At 66.8% G+C, this 19,705-nt stretch carries 20 protein-coding genes; 16 read left to right on the top strand and 4 right to left on the bottom strand.

The window, feature by feature from the left end; all coding sequences use genetic code 11:
- The first annotated feature begins 1 nt into the window (after position 1).
- From ACT54R_RS08245 to ACT54R_RS08220, 6 genes are all read left to right on the top strand, one after another.
- Positions 2–967, top strand: coding sequence for a homoserine kinase (locus ACT54R_RS08245; RefSeq protein ID WP_476325263.1), 966 nt, complete (start codon positions 2–4; stop codon positions 965–967).
- Positions 964–1,419, top strand: a complete 456-nt coding sequence (rnhA, locus tag ACT54R_RS08240) for a ribonuclease HI (protein ID WP_168462290.1) — start codon at positions 964–966, stop codon at positions 1,417–1,419. The genes ACT54R_RS08245 and rnhA overlap by 4 nt, the downstream gene beginning before the upstream one ends.
- A 43-nt stretch (positions 1,420–1,462) precedes the next feature.
- Positions 1,463–2,056: a Uma2 family endonuclease gene (locus ACT54R_RS08235; RefSeq protein ID WP_476325261.1), complete on the top strand. Its 594-nt coding sequence runs from the start codon at positions 1,463–1,465 to the stop codon at positions 2,054–2,056.
- A 105-nt stretch (positions 2,057–2,161) separates the two neighbouring features.
- Positions 2,162–3,709 carry a murein biosynthesis integral membrane protein MurJ gene (gene murJ, locus ACT54R_RS08230; protein ID WP_476325259.1) on the top strand — a complete coding sequence of 516 codons (1,548 nt, stop codon included), beginning with the start codon at positions 2,162–2,164 and terminating at the stop codon, positions 3,707–3,709.
- Between the two features lie 181 nt (positions 3,710–3,890).
- Positions 3,891–5,108, top strand: a complete 1,218-nt coding sequence (locus tag ACT54R_RS08225) for an efflux RND transporter periplasmic adaptor subunit (RefSeq protein ID WP_476325257.1) — start codon at positions 3,891–3,893, stop codon at positions 5,106–5,108.
- A 12-nt stretch (positions 5,109–5,120) separates the two neighbouring features.
- Complete coding sequence (locus tag ACT54R_RS08220; protein ID WP_168462293.1) at positions 5,121–8,300, top strand: multidrug efflux RND transporter permease subunit; 3,180 nt, start codon at positions 5,121–5,123, stop codon at positions 8,298–8,300.
- Positions 8,301–8,379: 79 nt separating this feature from the next.
- Here ACT54R_RS08220 and ACT54R_RS08215 read toward each other — a convergent pair whose 3' ends face one another.
- Both ACT54R_RS08215 and ACT54R_RS08210 read right to left on the bottom strand, forming a co-directional pair.
- Positions 8,380–8,787 (bottom strand): response regulator, encoded by a 408-nt coding sequence (locus ACT54R_RS08215; RefSeq protein ID WP_476325255.1) that lies wholly within the window; start codon positions 8,785–8,787, stop codon positions 8,380–8,382.
- 23 nt (positions 8,788–8,810) lie between these two features.
- The gene (locus ACT54R_RS08210) at positions 8,811–9,188 is read right to left on the bottom strand and encodes a response regulator (protein WP_476325253.1); all 378 of its coding nucleotides are present in this window, start codon (positions 9,186–9,188) and stop codon (positions 8,811–8,813) included.
- 190 nt (positions 9,189–9,378) lie between these two features.
- On the opposite strand from ACT54R_RS08210, the gene ACT54R_RS08205 reads away from it, so the two are divergent.
- Together ACT54R_RS08205 and ACT54R_RS08200 are read left to right on the top strand one after the other, a co-directional pair.
- The gene (locus ACT54R_RS08205; RefSeq protein WP_476325251.1) at positions 9,379–9,837 is read left to right on the top strand and encodes a type II 3-dehydroquinate dehydratase; all 459 of its coding nucleotides are present in this window, start codon (positions 9,379–9,381) and stop codon (positions 9,835–9,837) included.
- Positions 9,834–10,793 carry a 2-hydroxyacid dehydrogenase gene (locus ACT54R_RS08200; RefSeq protein WP_476325249.1) on the top strand — a complete coding sequence of 320 codons (960 nt, stop codon included), beginning with the start codon at positions 9,834–9,836 and terminating at the stop codon, positions 10,791–10,793. Before ACT54R_RS08205 ends, ACT54R_RS08200 begins: the two co-directional genes overlap by 4 nt.
- On the opposite strand, the gene ACT54R_RS08195 is transcribed toward ACT54R_RS08200, so the two are convergent.
- A complete protein-coding gene (locus ACT54R_RS08195; RefSeq protein WP_476325247.1) occupies positions 10,787–11,221 on the bottom strand; it encodes a YciI family protein in 435 nt (144 codons plus the stop codon). The two genes, ACT54R_RS08200 and ACT54R_RS08195, sit on opposite strands and share 7 nt — an antisense overlap.
- A gap of 167 nt (positions 11,222–11,388) precedes the next feature.
- Between ACT54R_RS08195 and ACT54R_RS08190 the strand changes: the two genes are divergently transcribed.
- Positions 11,389–11,877 (top strand): hypothetical protein, encoded by a 489-nt coding sequence (locus ACT54R_RS08190; protein ID WP_476325245.1) that lies wholly within the window; start codon positions 11,389–11,391, stop codon positions 11,875–11,877.
- Positions 11,878–11,883: 6 nt separating this feature from the next.
- Here ACT54R_RS08190 and ACT54R_RS08185 read toward each other — a convergent pair whose 3' ends face one another.
- Positions 11,884–12,822 carry a LysR family transcriptional regulator gene (locus ACT54R_RS08185; RefSeq protein ID WP_476325243.1) on the bottom strand — a complete coding sequence of 313 codons (939 nt, stop codon included), beginning with the start codon at positions 12,820–12,822 and terminating at the stop codon, positions 11,884–11,886.
- Between the two features lie 226 nt (positions 12,823–13,048).
- Between ACT54R_RS08185 and ACT54R_RS08180 the strand changes: the two genes are divergently transcribed.
- From ACT54R_RS08180 to ACT54R_RS08150, 7 genes are all read left to right on the top strand, one after another.
- Positions 13,049–14,503, top strand: coding sequence for a 4-hydroxyphenylacetate 3-hydroxylase family protein (locus ACT54R_RS08180; protein ID WP_476325241.1), 1,455 nt, complete (start codon positions 13,049–13,051; stop codon positions 14,501–14,503).
- Positions 14,500–15,015 carry a flavin reductase family protein gene (locus ACT54R_RS08175; protein WP_476325239.1) on the top strand — a complete coding sequence of 172 codons (516 nt, stop codon included), beginning with the start codon at positions 14,500–14,502 and terminating at the stop codon, positions 15,013–15,015. Before ACT54R_RS08180 ends, ACT54R_RS08175 begins: the two co-directional genes overlap by 4 nt.
- Before the next feature lie 11 nt (positions 15,016–15,026).
- Positions 15,027–15,446, top strand: coding sequence for a RidA family protein (locus tag ACT54R_RS08170; RefSeq protein WP_168462303.1), 420 nt, complete (start codon positions 15,027–15,029; stop codon positions 15,444–15,446).
- A gap of 230 nt (positions 15,447–15,676) precedes the next feature.
- Positions 15,677–16,708 (top strand): ABC transporter substrate-binding protein, encoded by a 1,032-nt coding sequence (locus ACT54R_RS08165; protein WP_476325236.1) that lies wholly within the window; start codon positions 15,677–15,679, stop codon positions 16,706–16,708.
- A gap of 144 nt (positions 16,709–16,852) precedes the next feature.
- The gene (locus tag ACT54R_RS08160) at positions 16,853–17,704 is read left to right on the top strand and encodes an ABC transporter permease (protein ID WP_029556917.1); all 852 of its coding nucleotides are present in this window, start codon (positions 16,853–16,855) and stop codon (positions 17,702–17,704) included.
- Positions 17,704–18,546, top strand: a complete 843-nt coding sequence (locus ACT54R_RS08155) for an ABC transporter permease (protein WP_476325234.1) — start codon at positions 17,704–17,706, stop codon at positions 18,544–18,546. Before ACT54R_RS08160 ends, ACT54R_RS08155 begins: the two co-directional genes overlap by 1 nt.
- Entirely contained in the window at positions 18,536–19,693 is a 1,158-nt protein-coding gene (locus tag ACT54R_RS08150) for an ABC transporter ATP-binding protein (RefSeq protein WP_476325232.1), read from the top strand. Before ACT54R_RS08155 ends, ACT54R_RS08150 begins: the two co-directional genes overlap by 11 nt.
- Positions 19,694–19,705 lie beyond the last annotated feature (12 nt).

Below are 19,705 nucleotides of genomic sequence, written 5' to 3'. Positions count from 1 at the left end.
CGTGGCTGTCTATACGGATGTGGCGCCGGCCGAGCTGGAAGCGTTCCTGGCCAGCTACGACATCGGCACCCTCACTTCCTTCCACGGCATCGCCGAGGGTGTGGAGAATTCCAACTTCCTGGTCCAGACCACGACGGGAGGCTACATCCTCACCCTCTACGAGAAGCGGGTGCGGCGCGAAGACCTGCCCTTCTTCGTCGGCCTTATGCAGCACCTCGCCGCGCGCGGGCTCTCCTGTCCCGAGCCGGTGGCGGCGCGCTCCGGCGCCATTCTCGCGGAAATCGCGGGGCGGCCGGCGGCCATGGTCACCTTCCTGCCCGGCGTCTCGGTGCGCAGGCCCACGGCCCACCATTGCGCCGAGCTTGGCCGTGGCCTTGCCCAGCTGCATCTCGCCGGAGCGGATTTTGCGCTGAAGCGGACCAATGCGCTCTCCGTCGCCGGCTGGCGGCCGCTGTTCGAGGCGGCCGGAGCGGCGGCCGATACGGTGGCGCCGGGCCTGTCGGAGACCGTCGCGGCCGAGCTTGGCGTGCTGGAGGCGAACTGGCCGCAGGGTCTGTCCTCCGGCGTCATTCATGCCGACCTCTTCCCGGACAATGCCTTCTTCCTCGACGACCAGCTCTCTGGAATCATCGACTTCTATTTCGCCTGCACGGACTTCCTCGCCTACGACGTGGCCATCTGCCTGAACGCGTGGTGCTTCGAGGCGGACGGCGCCTACAACGTCACCAAGGGGCGGGCCTTGCTCGCGGGATACGAGGCCGTGCGGCCCCTCTCCGAGGATGAGAAGGCGGCGCTGCCGCGCCTCGCCCGCGGCGCCGCCCTGCGCTTCCTGTTGACCCGCCTCGTGGACTGGCTGAACGTGCCGGAGGGGGCGCTGGTGCGGCCCAAGGACCCGCTTGAATATCTGAAGAAGCTGCGCTTCCACCAGGCGGTGGAGCGGGCGCAGGATTACGGTCTCGCCGCATGAAGGCCGTGGAGATTTTCACCGACGGGGCCTGCTCCGGCAATCCCGGCCCCGGCGGCTGGGGCGCGCTTTTGCGCTTCGGCGCCCACGAGAAACCACTCTGCGGCGGCGAGGGGCTGACCACCAACAACCGCATGGAACTGATGGGCGCCATCTCGGCCCTTGAGGCGCTCAAGGAGCCGTGCGCGGTCGATCTGCACACCGACAGCGAATATCTGAAGAACGGCGTCACCAAGTGGATGCACGGCTGGAAGCGCAACGGCTGGCGCACCGCCGACAAGAAGCCGGTGAAGAACCAGGATTTGTGGGAGCGGCTCGACGAGGCGCTGAAGCGCCACGAGATTCGCTGGCACTGGGTGAAGGGCCACGCTGGCCACCCCGAGAACGAGCGCGCCGACGAGCTCGCTCGCGAGGGCATGGCCCCGTTCAAGCTGAAGGCCCGCCTCGGCGGGTGAGGGGCGGGCGCTTTCGTGCTAGGCTGCGGGCGGGAGCTTCATGATGTCGAACCGCGCGCGCGCCTTCCAGCCCATGAGCATCGCCGAATTCTTCGCCTATCGCGGCGAGGAGGGCGTGCGCTACGAACTGGTGGACGGGGCTCTCGTGCGGGCGATGACGGGCGCGAGCCAGCGGCACGACCTCGTGCTCGTCAACATTCTCGCGAGTCTCCATTCCAAGCTCCGCGGCTCGCCCTGCCGCGCGTCCACCGATGACCTCGCCATCGTCGTCCCCAACGGGAACGTGCGGCGGCCGGACGTGAGTGTCAGTTGCGGGAAGCTCGACGACCGTGCGCAGCAGCTTTCCGACCCCCGCATGGTCGTGGAAGTCCTCTCTCCCTCCACGCGCGGCATCGACCTCGTGCGCAAGCTCGAGGAATACAAATCTGTCCCCGGTCTCGCCTGCATCCTGCTCGTGGAACCGGAGGTGCCCCACGCCCTGCTCTGGCGGCGCGGAGCCGCAGGCTGGGAGCTTGAGGAGGTGCAGGGGCTCGACGGCGGCTTCGACCTGCCGGAGATCGCGGCGAGCCTCACCATGGCCGAACTTTACGACCGGCTCACCTTTCCCGCCGAGAGCGAGGCGGTGGCGGCGGGCTGAGGCTTTTCTTGCCGCGTCGCGGCTGCGGTGTAGGACTTTCCTTGCCGCGCGCGGGCCATTAGGGTCCGGCCACCCTTTCGCCAGAGCGCCGGCCGCCCGCATCCCATGTTCCGCAACATCCTCTCCGTCGGCGGCCTGACGCTGCTCTCGCGCCTCGCCGGCTTCATCCGCGACGTGGTGATGGCGGCGGTGCTCGGCGCCGGGCCGGTGGCCGACGCCTTCCTCATCGCCTTCCGCCTGCCGAACCATTTCCGCGCCATCTTCGCGGAAGGGGCGTTCAACGCCGCCTTCGTGCCCACCTACGCCCGGCTCCGGGAGCAGGACGGGGTGCCGGTGGCGCGGGGGTTCGCCGACGAAATCCTTACCGCCATGACGCTGGTGCATGCGGTGCTGCTGGCGCTGGCGCTGGGCTTCACGCCGCAGTTCGTCTCACTGCTGGCGCCCGGCCTCGCGGAGGACGGCCAACGCTTCGACCTCGCGGTCACGCTCACCCGCATTACCTTTCCCTATCTGGCGCTCATCTCCATCGCGACGCTGGTGACGGGCGCGCTCAATGCCTCCGACCGCTTCGCCGTGGCCGCCGCCGCGCCCATCCTGCTCAATGTGTGCATGGTGAGCACCCTGCTCGGTGCAGCGCTGTTCCCCACGGCCGGCCATGCGGCGGCCTGGGGCGTGCTGATTTCGGGCGTGGCGCAGCTGTTCGTCGTCGGGATCGACGCCGAGCGGCACGGCATCGGGCTGCGCTTCGCGCGGCCGAAGCTCGATCCCGGCACGCGGCAGTTCCTCAAGGCGCTGGGGCCGGCCATCATTGGCTCGGCCGGGGTGCAGATCGCCCTCTTCGCCGACACCATCATCGCCACCTTCCTGCCGGTGGGTGCGCTCTCGGCGCTCTATTATGCGGACCGCATCAACCAGCTGCCCATCGGCGTGGTCGGCATCGCGGTCGGTACCGTGCTGTTGCCGGAGATGTCCCGGCGCCTCGCCGCCAAGGACGATGCGGGTGCGGCCCACGCCCAGGCGCGCTCCATCGAGCTGGCGGCGCTGCTCGCCATCCCGTTCGTTGCCGCTGCCCTTCTCGTGCCGGACCTGACCATGCGGGCGCTGTTCGCCCGCGGCGCCTTCACGGTCGCGGATGCGGCGGATGCCGCGGCGACGCTCAGAGCCTATGGCGTCGGCCTCCTCGCCTTCGTGGTGGTGCGCGCCTTCATCGCCCCGTTCCACGCGCGGGGCGACACCAAGACGCCCATGATCGCCTCGCTCAGCGCGGTGGCGCTCAACGTGGCGCTCAAGTTCGCGCTCATGGGCAGCCTCGCCCAGGTGGGCCTCGCCTTCGCCACAGCAGTGGGCGGCTGGATCAATGTGGGCTTGCTCGTGCTGTTCGCCGTCCGCCGGGGTTATCCCGTGGGCGATGCGGCGCTCGGCGGGCACCTGGTGCGCCTCGCGGCGCTGTTGGTCGTGGTGGGTGCGGCGCTGGTTGGGGTTCAGTCGGCGGCATCGGCGGCGCTGCCTGTCGGCATGTGGGCGCGCGAGGAAGTCATGCTTGCGCTGGTGGTGACGGGGGGCGGCGCCGCCTATCTTGCGGGGCTGTGGCTGCTTCTCGGCCGCGGGTTCATCGCGGGTGTGATCGGCCGCCGGGCACCGCGCGCCGGCTGAGCCGCCGCATGGCGGGCCGGTATGAAAGTCCGCAGACGGGAAATCTGCCCTTTTGCATCGCACGCCCGCTGTGCTATCGATCCGACGATTTTCCGGTCTCGGCTCATCGGTTGCGGGAGGTGCCGAACCTTCTCCGAAATAATTATGCGCGGACACCCGTCCGTCCAGGAGCCGGATGCCCATGTCGCCTGCCCCGCGTCTTTCGGTCCCCAGCCATTTCACTTCTGCCGCTGCGGCCCTTCCCGTCCTGGCTCTCGCGCTGGCGCTTGCCGGCTGCGGCCAGCCTGCGGCGCAGCAGCAGGGTGCGCCTCCGCCGCCCCAGGTGACCGTGGCATCTCCCACGCCTGCGTCGGTCACCGATACCGACGAATATGTCGGCCGCTTCATCGCCATCGATGAAGTGAACCTGCGCGCCCGCGTTTCCGGCTATCTGGACAAGATCCATTTCACCGACGGCCAGCTGGTGAAGGAGGGCGACGTCCTCTTCACCATCGACCAGCGCCCGTTCAAGATCGCGGTGGATCAGGCCCAGGCGAACCTCGCCCAGGCCAAGGCCAACCTCGACTTCACCAAGGCGGACCTTGAGCGCGCCCGCACGCTGCTGGAGGACAGGACCTCCAACGCCATCTCCAAGCAGACCTTCGACCAGCGCACCCAGGCCGAGCGCACCGCCGCCGCCATCGTGCAGTCGCAGGAGGCGCAGGTGCGCTCCGCCCAGCTCGACCTCGGCTTCACCGAGGTGAAGGCGCCGGTGTCGGGCCAGATCGGCGACCGGCGGGTGTCGGTCGGCAACTATGTCACTGGCGGCACGGGCGCTACGCCCACGCTGCTCGCCGTGATCGTCTCCACCGACCCGATCCGCTTCGAGTTCACCATCGACGAAGCCTCGCTGCTGCGCCTCACCCGCCGCAAGGGCGGCACGGACTTCAAGGGCGAGCCGGTGACGCTCCGGCTCATCGACGACAAGGACTTCGTCCACAAGGGCAAGCTCGACTTCCTGAACAACGTCGTCGACCGCGAGACCGGCACGATCCGCGGCCGCGCGGTGTTCGACAACAAGGACGGCCTGTTCCGCCCCGGCATGTTCGCGCGCCTGCGGCTCCAGTCTTCCGATCCCTACCAGGCGCTGGTGGTGCCGGATGTCGCCATCGGCACCGAGCAGGTGAAGAAGTTCGTCTACGTGGTCGGCCCCGAGAACAAGGTCTCCCAGAAGTTCGTCACCCTCGGCCCGCTGCAGGGCGACATGCGGGTGATCCGCGAGGGCCTTTCGCCGGACGACAAGGTGGTGGTCAACGGCCTGATGCGGGTGCGGCCCGGCGTGACCGTGACCCCGCAGGCGGCCGGAGCCCAGCCCGCTGCCGGTGCGCCGGCCGGTGCCGCCAACACCGCCGCCAAGTAAGGAGAAGCCCGCATGCGCTTCTCCCACTTCTTCATCGACCGTCCCATCTTCGCCTCGGTGGTGTCGGTGGTGGTCATCATCCTCGGCGCGGTCTCCTACTTGCGCCTGCCGGTGGCCCAGTATCCGGACATCGCCCCGCCCGTCATCACGGTGACGGGCCAGTATCCCGGCGCCTCGGCGGAAATCGTCGCCGAGACCGTGGTCGCGCCCATCGAGCAGCAGATCAACGGTGTCGAGAAGATGATCTATCTGTCGTCGAACTCGACGGCGGACGGGCGCTTCTCCATCTCCGTCACCTTCGACATCGGCACCAACCTCGACATCGCCCAGGTGCAGGTGCAGAACCGCGTCGCCATCGCCGCCCCCCGCCTGCCGGCCGAGGTGCAGCAGGTGGGCGTGGTGACGGCGAAGGCCTCGCCCGACCTCCTCCTCGTGGTCAGCCTCTACTCGCCGGACGGCTCGCGCGATCCGCTGTTCATCTCGAACTTCGCCAATATCGAGGTGAAGGACGTGCTGTCGCGCATCGACGGCGTCGGCTCCATCACGGTGTTCGGCTCGCGCGAATATGCCATGCAGGTCTGGCTTGATCCGGACCGGCTCTCGGCGCTCAACCTCACCACCACCGACGTAGTTCAGGCGCTGAAGGCGCAGAACGTGCAGGTGGCCTCGGGCATCCTGAACCAGCCGCCGGTGCCCAACCAGCGGGCGTTCCAGATCGCCGTGCGCACCCTCGGCCGTCTCTCCGACCCGCAGGCGTTCGCCGACATCGTCATCAAGCAGACCGACCAGGCGCTGGTGCGGCTGAAGGACGTGGGCCGGGTCGAGATCGCGGCGCAGGACTATGCGTCCACGTCGTTCCTCGACAAGGACATCTCGATCAACCTCGGCATCTTCCAGCGGCCGGGGTCCAACGCGCTCGCCACCGGCAACGCCGTGGTGGCGGAGATGGCCCGCATCGGCAAGACCTTCCCGGCAGGCCTGAAGTACGCGATCTATTACAACCCGACCGAGTTCATTCAGCAGTCGGTGGATGCGGTGGTCCACACCATCGGCGAGGCCATCGTGCTGGTGGTGCTGGTGGTGATCCTGTTCCTGCAGACGTGGCGGGCGGCGATCATCCCCATCCTTGCCATCCCGATCTCGCTCATCGGCACCTTCTTCGTCATGGCGCTGTTCGGCTTCTCTCTGAACAACCTGTCCCTATTCGGACTGGTGCTCGCCATCGGCATCGTGGTGGATGACGCCATCGTCGTGGTGGAGAATGTGGAGCGCAACATCGAGGCCGGACTCTCCCCGCGCGATGCCGCCTACAAGACCATGGACGAGGTGGGCGGGGCGCTGGTCGCTATCTCGCTGGTGCTGTCGTCGGTGTTCGTGCCGACCGCCTTCATCACCGGCATCTCGGGCGAGTTCTACCGCCAGTTCGCGCTGACCATCGCCGGCTCGACGCTGATCTCGCTCCTCGTCTCGCTGACGCTCTCGCCGGCCATGTGCGCGCTGCTGCTGAAGCCGCACCGGTCGAAGCACGAGAAGCCGGCGTGGTACGCCCGGCCCATCGTTGGCTTCTTCGGCCTCTTCAACCGGGGCTTCGAGAAGGTCGGCAACGGCTATGCCTGGATGACGGCCCGCCTCGTGCGGTTCGTCGCGCTGGTCCTCATCGTCTATGCCGGCATCGTCGGCTTCGGCGGCTGGCTGTTCGCCACCACGCCGCAGGGCTTCATCCCGCAGCAGGACCGCGGCTATCTCATCGTCGTCGCGCAGCTGCCGCCGGGCGCCTCCATGCAGCGCACGGAAGACGTGATGAAGCGCGCCGGCGATCTGGTGCTGGGCACGCCCGGCGTCGGCCACATCGTCAACATCGCCGGCTTCTCCGGTGCCACCTTCACCAACGCGCCCAACGCCGGCGCCATGTTCGTGATCCTCGATCCGTTCACCTCCCGCGCGGGGCACCCCGAGCAGAGTGCGGCAGCCATCCAGAAGGTGCTGTTCGGCAAGGTGGCGTCCATCCAGGAAGCGCAGATGATCGTGGTGCAGCCGCCGCCCGTGCAGGGCATCGGCAATGCCGGCGGCTTCCGCATGATGCTCGAGGACCGCTCCGGCGCGGGCCTCCTCGCCCTGCGCAACGCCACCTACGCCATGATGGGCGCGGCGGCGCAGACGCCGGGGCTGATGCAGGTCTACTCCCTGTTCGAGACCTCGACGCCCCAGCTGTTCCTCGATATCGACCGGCAGAAGGCGCAACTGCTGCAGATCAACATCGCCGACGTGTTCTCGGCGCTGCAGACCTATATCGGCTCGTCCTACGTCAACGACTTCAACCTGTTCGGCCGCACCTTCCGGGTGCAGGCGCAGGCGGATGCGCCGTTCCGGCTCGATCCCAAGGACGTGCTCTCCATCCGGGTGCGCTCGGCCAACGGGCAGACCGTGCCGCTCGGCTCCTTCACCACCGTGCGCGACATTTCCGGCCCCTACCGCGTGCCGCGCTACAACCTCTATCCCACCGCCGAGCTGGACGGCTCGCCCGCCCCCGGCTACTCGCAGGGCCAGGCCATCCAGATCATGCAGGAGCTGGCGGCCAAGGTACTGCCGCAGGGCTTCTCCTATGAATGGACGGCGCTCGCCTACCAGCAGCAGCGCGCAGGCAACACGGCCATCTTCGCCTTCGCGCTGGGCGTGGTGTTCGTCTTCCTGGTGCTGGCCGCGCAGTACGAGAGCCTGACACTGCCGCTGGCGGTCATCCTCATCGTGCCCATGTGTCTTGTCGCGGCGCTGATCGGCGTGATCCTGAGGGGGCAGGACAACAACATCCTGACCCAAGTGGGCTTCATCGTGCTCATCGGTCTCGCGGCGAAGAATGCGATCCTGATCGTGGAGTTCGCCAAGCAACTGCAGGATCAGGGGCATGGCCGGCGCGAGGCGGCGGTGGAAGCGGCGCGGCTGCGCCTGCGGCCCATCGTGATGACCTCGCTCGCCTTCATCCTCGGCGTGGTGCCGCTGGTATGGGCTACTGGCGCCGGCGCCGAACTGCGGCAGGCACTGGGCACGGCCGTGTTCTCGGGCATGATCGGCGTGACGCTGTTCGGCCTGGTGTTCACGCCGGTGTTCTACGTCTTCGCCCAGTGGATCGCGTCCCTCGGCCGCCGCCGCGAGGCGGAAGCGCCGCCGCCGTCCCATCCCGCTCCGGCGGAGTGATCGGATCGACCGGCATAAACGCGAACGGGCGGCCCAGCGGCCGCCCGTTTCGTTTCGGCGAAATGGATGGGAGACGGGATCAGCGGCCTTTGTCGCGGCGCGACTTCAGCCACTTGATGCGGTTGACGATCTGCTGGGGCTGGTAGGGCTTGTCGACGCCCGGCCCGTCTTCGCACAGGTTGGTGGCGTGGGCGGCCGCCATGGCGGTGGAGCCGGCGAGGATCACGTCGATCTTCGGATGCGCCTCGCGCAGCCACTGGGACAGGGCGAAGCCCTCGCGATCTCCCGTGGCATTGGCATCGGCCAGCACCACCTCCACCCGCTCGGCTTCGACTTCCAGGATGATTTCGGCTTCGGCACCCGTCGCGGCTTCCAGCACCTCGTAGCCGCAATGGCGCAGATATTCCGCGATCACATGGCGCACGAGAATGTCGGACTCGACCACGAGCACGACGGGCGGGAGTTCACTCGGACGGTTGTCGTTCATCAGTCGCCTTTCTCGATCCGGGTTTATGAACCTGCCTTCCCCTGAAGCTGGGCCTGGATGATCTGCAGCACGCTCTCGACCCGGTAGGGCTTGGCAAGGAAGGGCGCCACCACGGCCGCGACCGATCGGTCGAACTGGCCGGAGGTGAGGATCACCGGCAGGTTCGGCCGCTCGCTCTTGAGCAGGAGGGCGAATTGATATCCGTCGAGCGCGCCCTCGGTGTGCACGTCGGAGAACACGACATCCACATGCAGGCCGGCGATGATCGCATGATGCGCCTCCTCCGCGGAGACCGCCTCGATCACCAGCAGTCCGGCGGAACGCAACTCGGCTGCCGTTACCATGCGCACGAGCGCATCGTCCTCGACCAGCAGCACGGTGAGAGGAACCGGCTCCGCCATCGGCTGGGCTTCCCCAAATGTCATTTTTCTGTGGCCCACTCCAAGGTGCAGCCTGAAAACGCTGTGGCCGCGCTTCGGTTCCCCAATACGGTCGATCAAAAAAGCCGATCCCGCTCATTCCATCTTCCGATTGGCGGCGCGGCCCTTGCGGCGCGACGCTTGGGCCTCCTCTCACATCGGGACGACCCCCTTGGCCCTGACGATCTTTTTTCTCAACGGACCCAACGCCAACCTCTACGGCCTCGATCCCTCCGGCACGTACGGGCGCGAGAGCTTCCCGGCGATCCGCGAGCGCTGCCTCGCCCATGCGGCCGGGCTCGGCGTGTCGCTGGATTTTCGCCAGTCGAACCACGAGGGCGAGATCGTGGACTGGATTCAGGAGGCCCGGCTGAAGGCGGATGCCATCGTCATCAACGCCGCCGGCCTCACCTACACGTCCATCGCCATCCTGGATGCTTTGCTCGCCTTCGATGGGCCGATCATCGAGACCCACATGAGCAACATCTGGAAGCGCGAACCCTTCCGGCACCACTCCTTCGTGTCGAAGGCCGCCACCGGCGTGGTGGCGGGGCTCGGCGCGCTGGGCTACGAGCTTGCCATCGGCGCCGCGGCGAAGCTCGCCGGCGCGCGCAAGGAGGGTGGCAAGTGACAGCGACTTCGCGCGGGGCGTTGGTGTTCTACAGCGCCTTCGATGATCATGGGGAGTGGAAGGCCGCGCTTCAGGCGGCGGTGCCGGGCCTCGATGTGCGGATCGCAGATGTGGCGACCTGTGCGGTGGACGGCGATCCCGCGGATGTGCGCTACGCCCTCGTCTGGAAGCCGCCGCAGGGGTTCTTCGCGCGCTTTCCCAACCTCGGGCTGGTCATCAATCTCGGCGCGGGCGTCGATGCGCTGGTCGCCCGGGATGATCTTCCCGACGTGCCCATCACCCGCCTGTCCGACCCGAACATGTCGCAGATGATGGCGTCCTTCGTCCTGTTCTGCGTGCTGCGCCATGCCCGCGAGATCCCGACCTTCGAGCGGGCGCAGCGGGAAGGGCGGTGGCACTATGTGCATCCGCGCACGGCGGGGGAGATCCGTGTTGGCGTGCTGGGCCTCGGCGAACTCGGCTCCACGGCCGCGTTGGAGTTGGTGCGGCACGGCTTCGACGTGCGGGGCTGGTCCCGCTCGCCGAAGCAGCTCGAAGGCGTCAAGACCTGCCATGGGGCCGGTGCGCTGCCGGGCTTCCTCGCCGAGGCGGACATCCTCGTCGTCATGCTGCCGCTGACCGGCGAGACGCGCCACCTCCTCGACGCCGGGCGCCTCGCCCTTCTGCCGAAGGGGGCGAAGTTCATCAACGTCGCCCGCGGGCCGGTGGTGGATGAGGCGGCATTGATCGCGGCGCTGCGCTCCGGCGCCATTGCGGAGGCCACGCTCGACGTGTTCGAGGTGGAGCCGCTGCCCACTGACAGCCCGCTCTGGGCCATGGAGAATGTGCTGGTGACGCCGCACCTCGCCTCCATCGCCATCCCCGCCAGCGCTTCCGCGCAGATCGCGGAAAACATCCGGCGGGTGGAGGCGGGCGCGGAGGTGCTGAACCAGGTGGACCCGGCACGGGGCTACTGAGCCCCGTCGCGGCCTTCGAGGATCTCCCGCGCCCGTTCGTGCGGCGCCAGCGATTGCTCGGTCACGGCGTCGCCGAAATCTTCCATCTCGTAGAGCGGGCGGATCTCGATCTCGCTCGGGCCGGGCATGGGGTTGGGGCAGCGCTTCACCCAGGCGACGGCCTCCTCCATGTCCTTGACCTCCCACAGCCAATAGCCGGCGATCAGCTCCTTGGTCTCGGCGAAGGGGCCGTCCATGACGATTCGGGAGGCGCCATCGAAGCCGATGCGCTTGCCCAGCTTGGACGGCTTCAGCCCGGCGCCGTCGCGCATGATGCCGGCCTTGGCCAGTTCCTCGTTGAAATTGCCCATGGCCTCCAGCAGTTCGGGTGCGGGCATCAGTCCGGCCTCGCTGTCGGCCGTCGCCTTCACGATTACCATCACGCGCATGACGCTCTCCTTCGGGGTTCGATGGTGCGAGGACGCCGCGCCGTCGCTGCGTCCGACACGATGACGGCAAATTTTGCAGATGAGGTGCGCCTTGACTCGAACTCCGGGTCAAGGCCTAGCTCGCGCCCGGTTGGACGCGGCGACCATCGCCTAAACAGGGGAATGACATGCGTTTGCGTGGGATTGCGATCGTGGCGGCCGTGGTGCTGGCCGCAGGTGCAGCCGAGGCGGGCAAGCAGACGAATACCCAGTTCCGCGCTTTCGGCCAATGGAAGGTCGAGACCGTGCTGGACGATGGCAAGTTCTTCCTCTGCCGGGGCGTCACCAAGACGGCGGGCGGCATCGTCGGGCTTCTCTATTATCCCAACGGAAAGTGGGCCATCGCCTTCCCGGACCTTAGCCTGAAGCCGGGTAGCAAGGTCTCCGGATCGCTGGAGATCGGCAAGGCGTCGCAGCCGGTGGAGCTGGTCGCCAGTCAGCCCGGCGTGCGCGAGCGCGTGTTCATCACCGACGACGTGCTGAACGGGTTGCGGCAGGGCGGCAAGGTCTCGCTCAAGATCGCCGGCAAGACTTTCGACTGGGACATGACTGACGCCGGCCAGGCCATCGGTGCGGTGCAGGATTGCTGGACCGCCGGCAAGAAGATCGGCGGCTGAGGCGGCCTAATCCATATCCGGCGCAATGGAGCCCGGCGCGAACATGCCGCCGGGCGAGAAGGCGTCGGCGAGGAAGCGGGCGAACACCTCCACCGCCGGCCGCATGGGCTGGCGGCGCAGGGACAAGCGCATGACGCGCACCGGCGCCAATTGCTCCTTGAGCGGCCGCACGGCCACCCGGCTGCCGTCATAGGCCATGGTGGTGCGCGGCGAGGCGTTGTGCAGCGTGTAGCCGCGCTTCTGGCCCACGAGGCCGCGGATCAGCTCGTAGGAGCGTGAGCGATAGGCGATGCGCGGGGTGATGCCGCAGGAATCGAACAGCGAGAAGAAATAGTCGCGCGTGTGCGGGAGATCGTAGAGCAGGAAGGGCTCGTCGGCCACGTCCCGCAGCGACACGACCGGCTTCTTCGCCAATGGATGGTCGGCGGCGAGCACGAGCAGCGGCGGCAGGTCGATCAACAGCTCGCCGGAAAAATCCTCAGGCACCGCATAGCCATAAGACACGGCGATCTCCAACCGGCCGGACAGGATGCCGTCGAATATCTCCTTCTGGTCGCCTTCCTCCAGCTTCACCGTGATGCCCGGCTGCACCTCCGCGAAACGGGCCAGCAGGGCCGGCATGAAGCGCGGCGCGATGGTGAGGAAGCAGCCGAGCGAGATTTCTCCCCTGAGCGTATCGCCCAGCGCCTGCGCGCTCTGGGCGAAATCGCGCGCGTGGGCGAGGAGATGGCGGGCCTCGTTCACATAACGCTGGCCGGCGGGCGTCAGCGAGATGCCGCGCGCATGATGGCGGATGAAGAGCGGGATGCGCAGCTCCGCCTCTGTCTGGGCGATAGCGGCGGAAATGGACGGCTGCGAAACATTGAGCTGGCGCGCGGCTTCCGTGACGTTTCCGAGATCGGCGGCCGCCACCACGTATCGCAACGCCCTCAGCGACACGTTCATCGCGCGCGCCCCGAACCCAAGGGGGCAGCGGAAAGGCTCTGGCGAGGGGTATCGCCGGCAGGGTTCGGCTTGGTCACGGGCGGGGCTCCAGTGAGGGGCCAGTGTCGCGCATTGATCTGGATCAGAAAAGCCAATCTTTTCGCCAAAGATAAAATATTTTATCGATCCTGCGGCATCCCCCACTCTTGCTCCAATCGTGGGCATGACCAATTCGGGAGCAGGCGTGATGATCAGGACCGGTGCCGCGTACAAGGAAGGCCTGCGCGACGGCCGCGAGATCTGGATCGACGGCGAGCGCGTCTCCGACGTCACCACCCATCCCGCCTTCAAGCCCATCGTCGACATCAAGGCGCGCATGTACGACCTCCACCACGAGGAGGCGACCGCGCCGGCGCTGACCTATGTGGAAGAGAATGCGGTGCATTCCGTCTTCCATCAGCCGCCCACCGAGACCGCGCACTGGGACGCCAAGCGCAAGGGCGTCGACATCCTGCTGAAGGACGTGGGCGGCGTCGTCACCCGCGTCGGCGACGAGACCATCGGCGAGATGTGGTCGCTGCAGGACGGGCGCGACATGTTGGCGGAGATCGATCCCCGTTTCGCCGCCAACATCGACAACCACATCAAGCGCGTGGTGGAGGAAGATCCCTTCCACGTCTCTGCCAACACCGACCCCAAGGGCGACCGCTCCCGCCACATCTCCGAGCGCGACCCGGACATGATGGTGCATGTCACCAAGGAGACGGACGCCGGCATCATCATCCGCGGCGCCAAATATGAGACCGCCGCTGCCTATGCCGACCAGGCCTATCTGAAGCCTACCGTGGGCGCCTGGACGGACGAGAAGGAAAGCGACTACGCGCTGGGCTGCATCGTGAAGATGGGCGCGCCCGGCGTGAAGCACATCTGCCGCTCCTCCTTCGCGGGCCGCTCGAACCCGAAGGATTATCCCCTCGCCAACCGCTATGACGAGGTGGATACGCTGGTGGTGTTCGATGACGTGCTGATCCCTTGGGAAGACGTCTTCTTCTATCGCTACACCAAGGCCGCCCAGTTCGTGCGCGGCACGCTGCACCGCTATTCGGCGTATCCCTATGTCCTGCGCCTCCTCTACGTGGCCGACATGATGATCGGCGCGGCGCTCTGGAACGCCAAGCAGACCGGCCTGGACAAGCTTCAGTCGGTGCAGGAGAAGCTGGCGGATCTCGCGGTCTATCGCGAGGGCATCAACGCCCACCTCACCGCCTCCATCGCGCTGGCGGAGAAGAGCCCGGCCGGGCTGCTGATGCCCAACCAGTCCATCCTCTATGCCGGCCGCGTGCTCGCCTGCTCCCAGCTGCCGACCATGATGCACGCCACCCGCGAACTGATCGGTGGCCAGATTTGCGTCACGCCGAACGTCGCCGCCTTCGAGGCCGAGGGCACCGCCGAGTGGCTGAAGAAGTTCTACACGCTCAACGACAATTGGGAGTCCGAGGACCGGAGGAAGCTCCTCGCCTTCGCCCGCGATCTCGTCTCCTCGGACTATGCCGGCCACCGCCTCGCCTTCGTGCAGTTTGCGCAGGCGCCGCACTTCAACCACCTGGCGGCGGTCTACAAGAGCTTCGATTTTTCCGGTCCCCTCGACTTCGTGCGCAAGACGGCGGGACTCTCGGACAATGTCAAAGGCTCGCTGAAATGAGCGCGGTCGGCGATATCTCTCCCGTTGATGCGGGCCTGTTCCGCGAGGCCATGCGGCGCATGGCGTCCGGCGTCGCGGTGATCGCCACGGATGGTCCGGCGGGCCGGGCTGGCCTGACCGTCTCCTCGCTCGCCTCGCTCTGCATGGAGCCCCCTTCGGTCATTCTCTGCATCCACGAGCAGAGCAACGCGCTGAAGGTGATCGAGGCCAACGGCGTGTTCGTCGCCAACGTGCTGGCGCATCACCAGTCGCATGTCTCCGACACGTTCGCCGGGCAGGTGCCGCAGTTTCGCGACGACAAGTTCGCCTGCGCGGACTGGCGGGCCGCGCAGAGCGGCGCGCCGGTGCTCGATGGCGCGCTCATGAGCTTCGACTGCCGCCTTGCCACCCATCACGCCTATGGCACGCACCGCATCGTCGTCGGTGCCGTGACCGCCGTCCACGGCCTCGAGGGCGAGGCCGAGCCGCTGCTCTACGCCAACCGCGCCTACCGGCGCCTGACCGCTGCATGAGGCCCAGAACCGTGCCGACCCATACCCGCATCCGCCCCTTCAACACGAAGGAAGCCTATCCCGAGCAGAAGCTCGACAACGACGTGTGCATGGCGGTCCGCGCCGGCAACACCGTCTATCTCCGTGGCCAGACGGCCATGGACCTCGACGGAAACATCGTCGGCGTGGGCGACGCCGCGGCGCAGGCCGAGAATGCCATGGCCTGCGCCAAGGTGCTGCTGGAAGAAGCCGGTGCCAAGCTCGAGGACGTGGTGAAGATCGTCATCTACATCACGGACCGGGCCTATCGCGAGCCGGTCTATCGCGTGGTGGGCCAGTGGCTGAAGGGCGTGTTCCCGGTCTCCACCGGCATCATCGTGCAGGGTCTCGCCAAGCCTGAATACCTGATGGAAATCGACATCATCGCGGAGATCCCGTCCGAGCGCGCCTGAGGCGTCGCCACGCGTTGCAGCGGCACGCCGCGTCCCGTTTTCCTCGCGCCGCAAACGGCGCGGGGAATATTTGTGTTTGTTCGATAACATATTGATTTTAAAAATAAAAATCGCCGTACGCAGGCATTTTTTGCTTCCATCATCATCCGAATTACGTAGATTTACGTATCGGCGACCTTCGCGGTCACACGAAAAGAAACCGCCAGAAGGCGGATCCAGAGGAGAGACGGATGAACGGCAAGATCGTTGCCCTCGGGCTCGCGCTGGCCGCCTTCGTGGCGGGCCCGGCGAGCGCGGCGGAAAAACTGGTGGTGAGCACGTGGGGCGGCAGCTTCCGCGACCTCATCGCCGAGGCCATCGCCTCAAAGTTCACGAAAGATACCGGCGTCGAGGTGGAATACATCACCGGCGGCACCATCGACCGGCTGAACAAGGCGAAGCTCGCCAAGGGCTCGCCCGAGAGCGACATAACCTTCACCACCGCCCATGTGGGCTGGCTCTACGCCAACGACGATCTGTTCGAGGCCCTCGATCTCTCGAAGATCCCGAACGCGTCGAAGCTGGTGCCGCAGGCCAAGGTGAGCCCCTATCACATCGGCGCCTGGGCCTATGTCTACACCATCGGCTACCGGCCGGACCTGACCCCGAAGAACATCACCTTCTCCTCCTGGGGAGACCTCTGGAATCCCGAGCTGAAGGGCATGCTGGCGGCGCCTGATTTCGACCCGAGCCACATCATCGCCGTCTCGGCCCTGCTGGCTGGCGGCTCGCCGGCGGACTGGCAGAAGGGCGAGCAGAAGCTCCTGGCGCTGAAGCCCAATTTCAAGGCCTTCTACACCAACGACGCGAACTCGCAGCAGCTCATCGCCACCGGTGAGACGCCTGTGCAGATCATGCTTTCCATGAACGCCTATTACATGATCGCGCAGGGCGTCCCGATCAAGCTCGTCATCCCGAAGGAGGGTGGCGTGCTAGGCATCGACACCATGGCGATCATGAAGGGCTCCAAGAACCGCGAGCTGGCGGAGAAGTTCATCAACACCGCGCTCGATCCCGAGGTGCAGGGCAAGATCGCCGAGCTGAAGAAGGGCTCGCCCACCGTGCTCGGCGCCAAGGTGAGCCCGGAGACCGCGAAGCTTCCCGGCGTCTTCACCACTGCTGAGCAGTGGGACAAGGAGACCATCATCATCGACCACAAGCTCCGCGCGGAAAAGACCGCCGAATGGCGCAAGTGGTTCTCGGAAAACATGATCGCGAAATGATCGGCAGGTGAGGCGGACAACCGCTTCCGTTAGACTGCCCTGACCCGGACGCGGCTCCGTAGCGCGGCGGGCAGGGAAGATGATCCCCCTTTCATCTTCCCTGCCTCCACCGGGGTGCTTCCGACAAAACCAAGAGCGAGAGCCGTGAACAAGCGCCCCTTCCTCGCCCTGTTCGTCGCGCCCGCGACGCTGGCGGCCATAGCCTCCGCGGCGGCGCTGGCGGCGATCCTGCAATATGCCTTCCGTGCCTATGTGCCGGGTTCGCTCAATCCGGGCGGGCTCACGCTGGACAATTTCTTCGCGCTGCTGCGCCCGCTCTACGCGCAGGTGTTCATCCAGACCGTGTGGATCTGCCTTCTCACCGCGCTCATTACTTTGGTGGTGGCGTATCCGCTCGCCTTCGCGCTGGTGAGGACGCGGAACGTGGCGCTGAAATCCTTCTTGCTCATCACTGCCGTGACGCCGCTCTTCCTCGGCGAGGTGGTGCGCACCTATTCCTGGATCATCGTGTTGGGCAACACCGGCTTCATCAATTCGGTGCTGAAGGGCCTTGGGATCATCGACCGGCCGATACAGATGATGTTCACCACCTTCGGCGTCGTCACCGCCCTCGTTCATGTAACCCTGCCGGTGATGGTCATCATGCTCTCGGCCGCGCTCTCGCACATCGACCGCGACTACGAAAAGGCCGCGACCTCTCTCGGCGCGGGGCCGGTGAAGGCGTTCCTGACCGTGACGCTTCCCCTTTCCATGCCGGGCGTGGTGGCGGGCGTCTCCACCGCCTTCGCTTGGACGTTTTCCGCCTTCGCCACGCCGCAGATGATCGGCGGCGGCAAGGTGAGCATGATCTCGACGCTGGTCTACCAGCTTGGTTTCGCCTCGTTCAATTTCCCCTTCGCGGCGGCCCTGTCCGTCACCGGCCTCGCGCTCACCTTTGCGGTGCTCGCCATGGCGAAGCAGGCCATCAAGCCGCTGGAAAAGATCGGAGCCCACTGATGTCCGCTCCGCGCAAGCGCCTCATCTCCGCCAAGGCCGGCGAGCGCCTCCTCGCCATCGCCGGCTGGAGCGTGGTGTGGCTGGTGGTGGCCTTCATCATCCTGCCGGCGGTGGTGGTGGGCATCTCGGCCTTCAACGATCGCGCCATCCTGTCCTTCCCGCCGCAGGCCTGGTCCACGCGCTGGTTCGCGCGGGCCTTCTCCTACCGGGATTTCTCGGAAGGCTTTCGAAACGGTCTCATCATCACCGCCTTCGCCTCGTCCATCGCGCTCGTGGTGGGGGCGGGCTTCGCATTCGCCCTCGACCGCTACAGCTTTCGGGGCAAGATGGCGCTAGAGGCGGTGCTGACCTCGCCGCTGGTCATTCCGCATTTCACCATCGGCCTCGGCTTCCTGATCCTCGCGGCGCAGATCCATGCCACGCGCACCTTCACGCTCGTCGTCGTCTGCCACGTGGTGCTGGTGCTGCCCTTCGTGATGCGCTCGGTCTATGTGTCGCTGCGCAATCTCGACAGCCGGCTGGAACTCGCCGCCGCGAGCCTCGGAGCCAAACCCGGCCGGGCACTCTTCACGGTGACGCTGCCTTTGCTGATCCCGGGCCTGTTCTCCGGCTGGCTGTTTGCGGCGATCCTCTCCTTCAACGAGTTCACCGCCTCGCTGTTCGTCACCGCGCAGGCGACACAGACCCTGCCGGTGGCCATGTACAATTACGTCCGCGAATATGCCGATCCGACGCTCGCGGCTCTGTCCGTCATCTACATCGTGGTCACGGCGCTGCTTCTGACCATCGCTAACGCCTTCCTCGGCCTCGGAAAGGTTCTGAACGTTGAGCATGTCCGCTGAACGCATCGATCCCCGGGAGCCTGTCTCCCCCGCCGCCTCCGCGCCTGTCGCGGACGCTGCCGCGCGCGTCGCCGGCGTCCAGATCGACGGCGTCACCAAGCGCTTCGGCGATGCCACAGCGCTGCACGAGGCTTGGCTGAAGATCGCCGAGGGCGAGTTCATGACGCTGCTCGGACCGTCCGGCTGCGGCAAGACCACCCTGCTCAATCTCATCGCCGGCTTTCTGGAAGCGGACGGCGGCGAGATTTTCGTCGGCGGCCGGCTGATGACCGAGACCGCGCCCTATGATCGCGAAATCGGCGTCGTCTTCCAGAACTATGCCCTGTTCCCCCACATGAATGTCGCGAAGAATGTCGGCTATGGTCTCAGGATGCGCGGCGTGGCGAAGCGCGAGGTCGACCAGCGCGTTGCGGAGGCGCTGGCGCTGGTGAAGCTCGACGGCTTCGGCGAGCGCAAGCCGCGCCAGCTTTCCGGCGGCCAGCAGCAGCGCGTGGCGCTGGCCCGTGCCCTCGTCATCCGGCCCAAGGTGCTGCTGCTGGACGAGCCGTTCTCGGCCCTCGACAAGAATTTGCGCGGCGCCATGCAGGTGGAGCTGAAGGAAATCCAGCGCCGGCTCGGCGTCACCACCATCTTCGTCACCCACGACCAGAGCGAGGCGCTGTCCATGTCGGACCGCATCGCCGTCATGTCGCAGGGGCGCATTCGCCAGGTGGGCACGCCGGACGAAATCTATCGCCGCCCGCTCGACCCGTTCGTTGCCTCCTTCGTGGGCGACGTGAACGTTCTGCCCGGCCGGCTGGAGCGGCGCATCGGCGAGACCGCCACGGTGCTGATCGCCGAGGGGCGGCTCAGCGTGCGGGCGGACACGCTGGAAGGGGTCGCGCCCGGCGCGCCGGTCGAGCTGTTCGTGCGGCCTGATGCGGTGCGCATCGCGGAAGGGGAGGGGCTCGTCTCCGGCACGGTGGCGACCCATGTCTATCAGGGCTCGCACGTGGACGTGCTGGTGGATGTCGCGGCCGCGCGCGGTGGCCGCGTCACGGTGCGCGTGCCGGGGCACGGCGCCTCCACGCGCTGGCCGGCGGGGGCCCGCGTGGCGCTCGAATTCTCGCCCGCCGACGCGGTGGCGTTCGCGTCCGATGTCGCCTGACATTGCGGCGCG

Source organism: Xanthobacter sp. DMC47, assembly GCF_056313845.1.
This window is presented reverse-complemented; position numbering and strand designations above follow the sequence as displayed.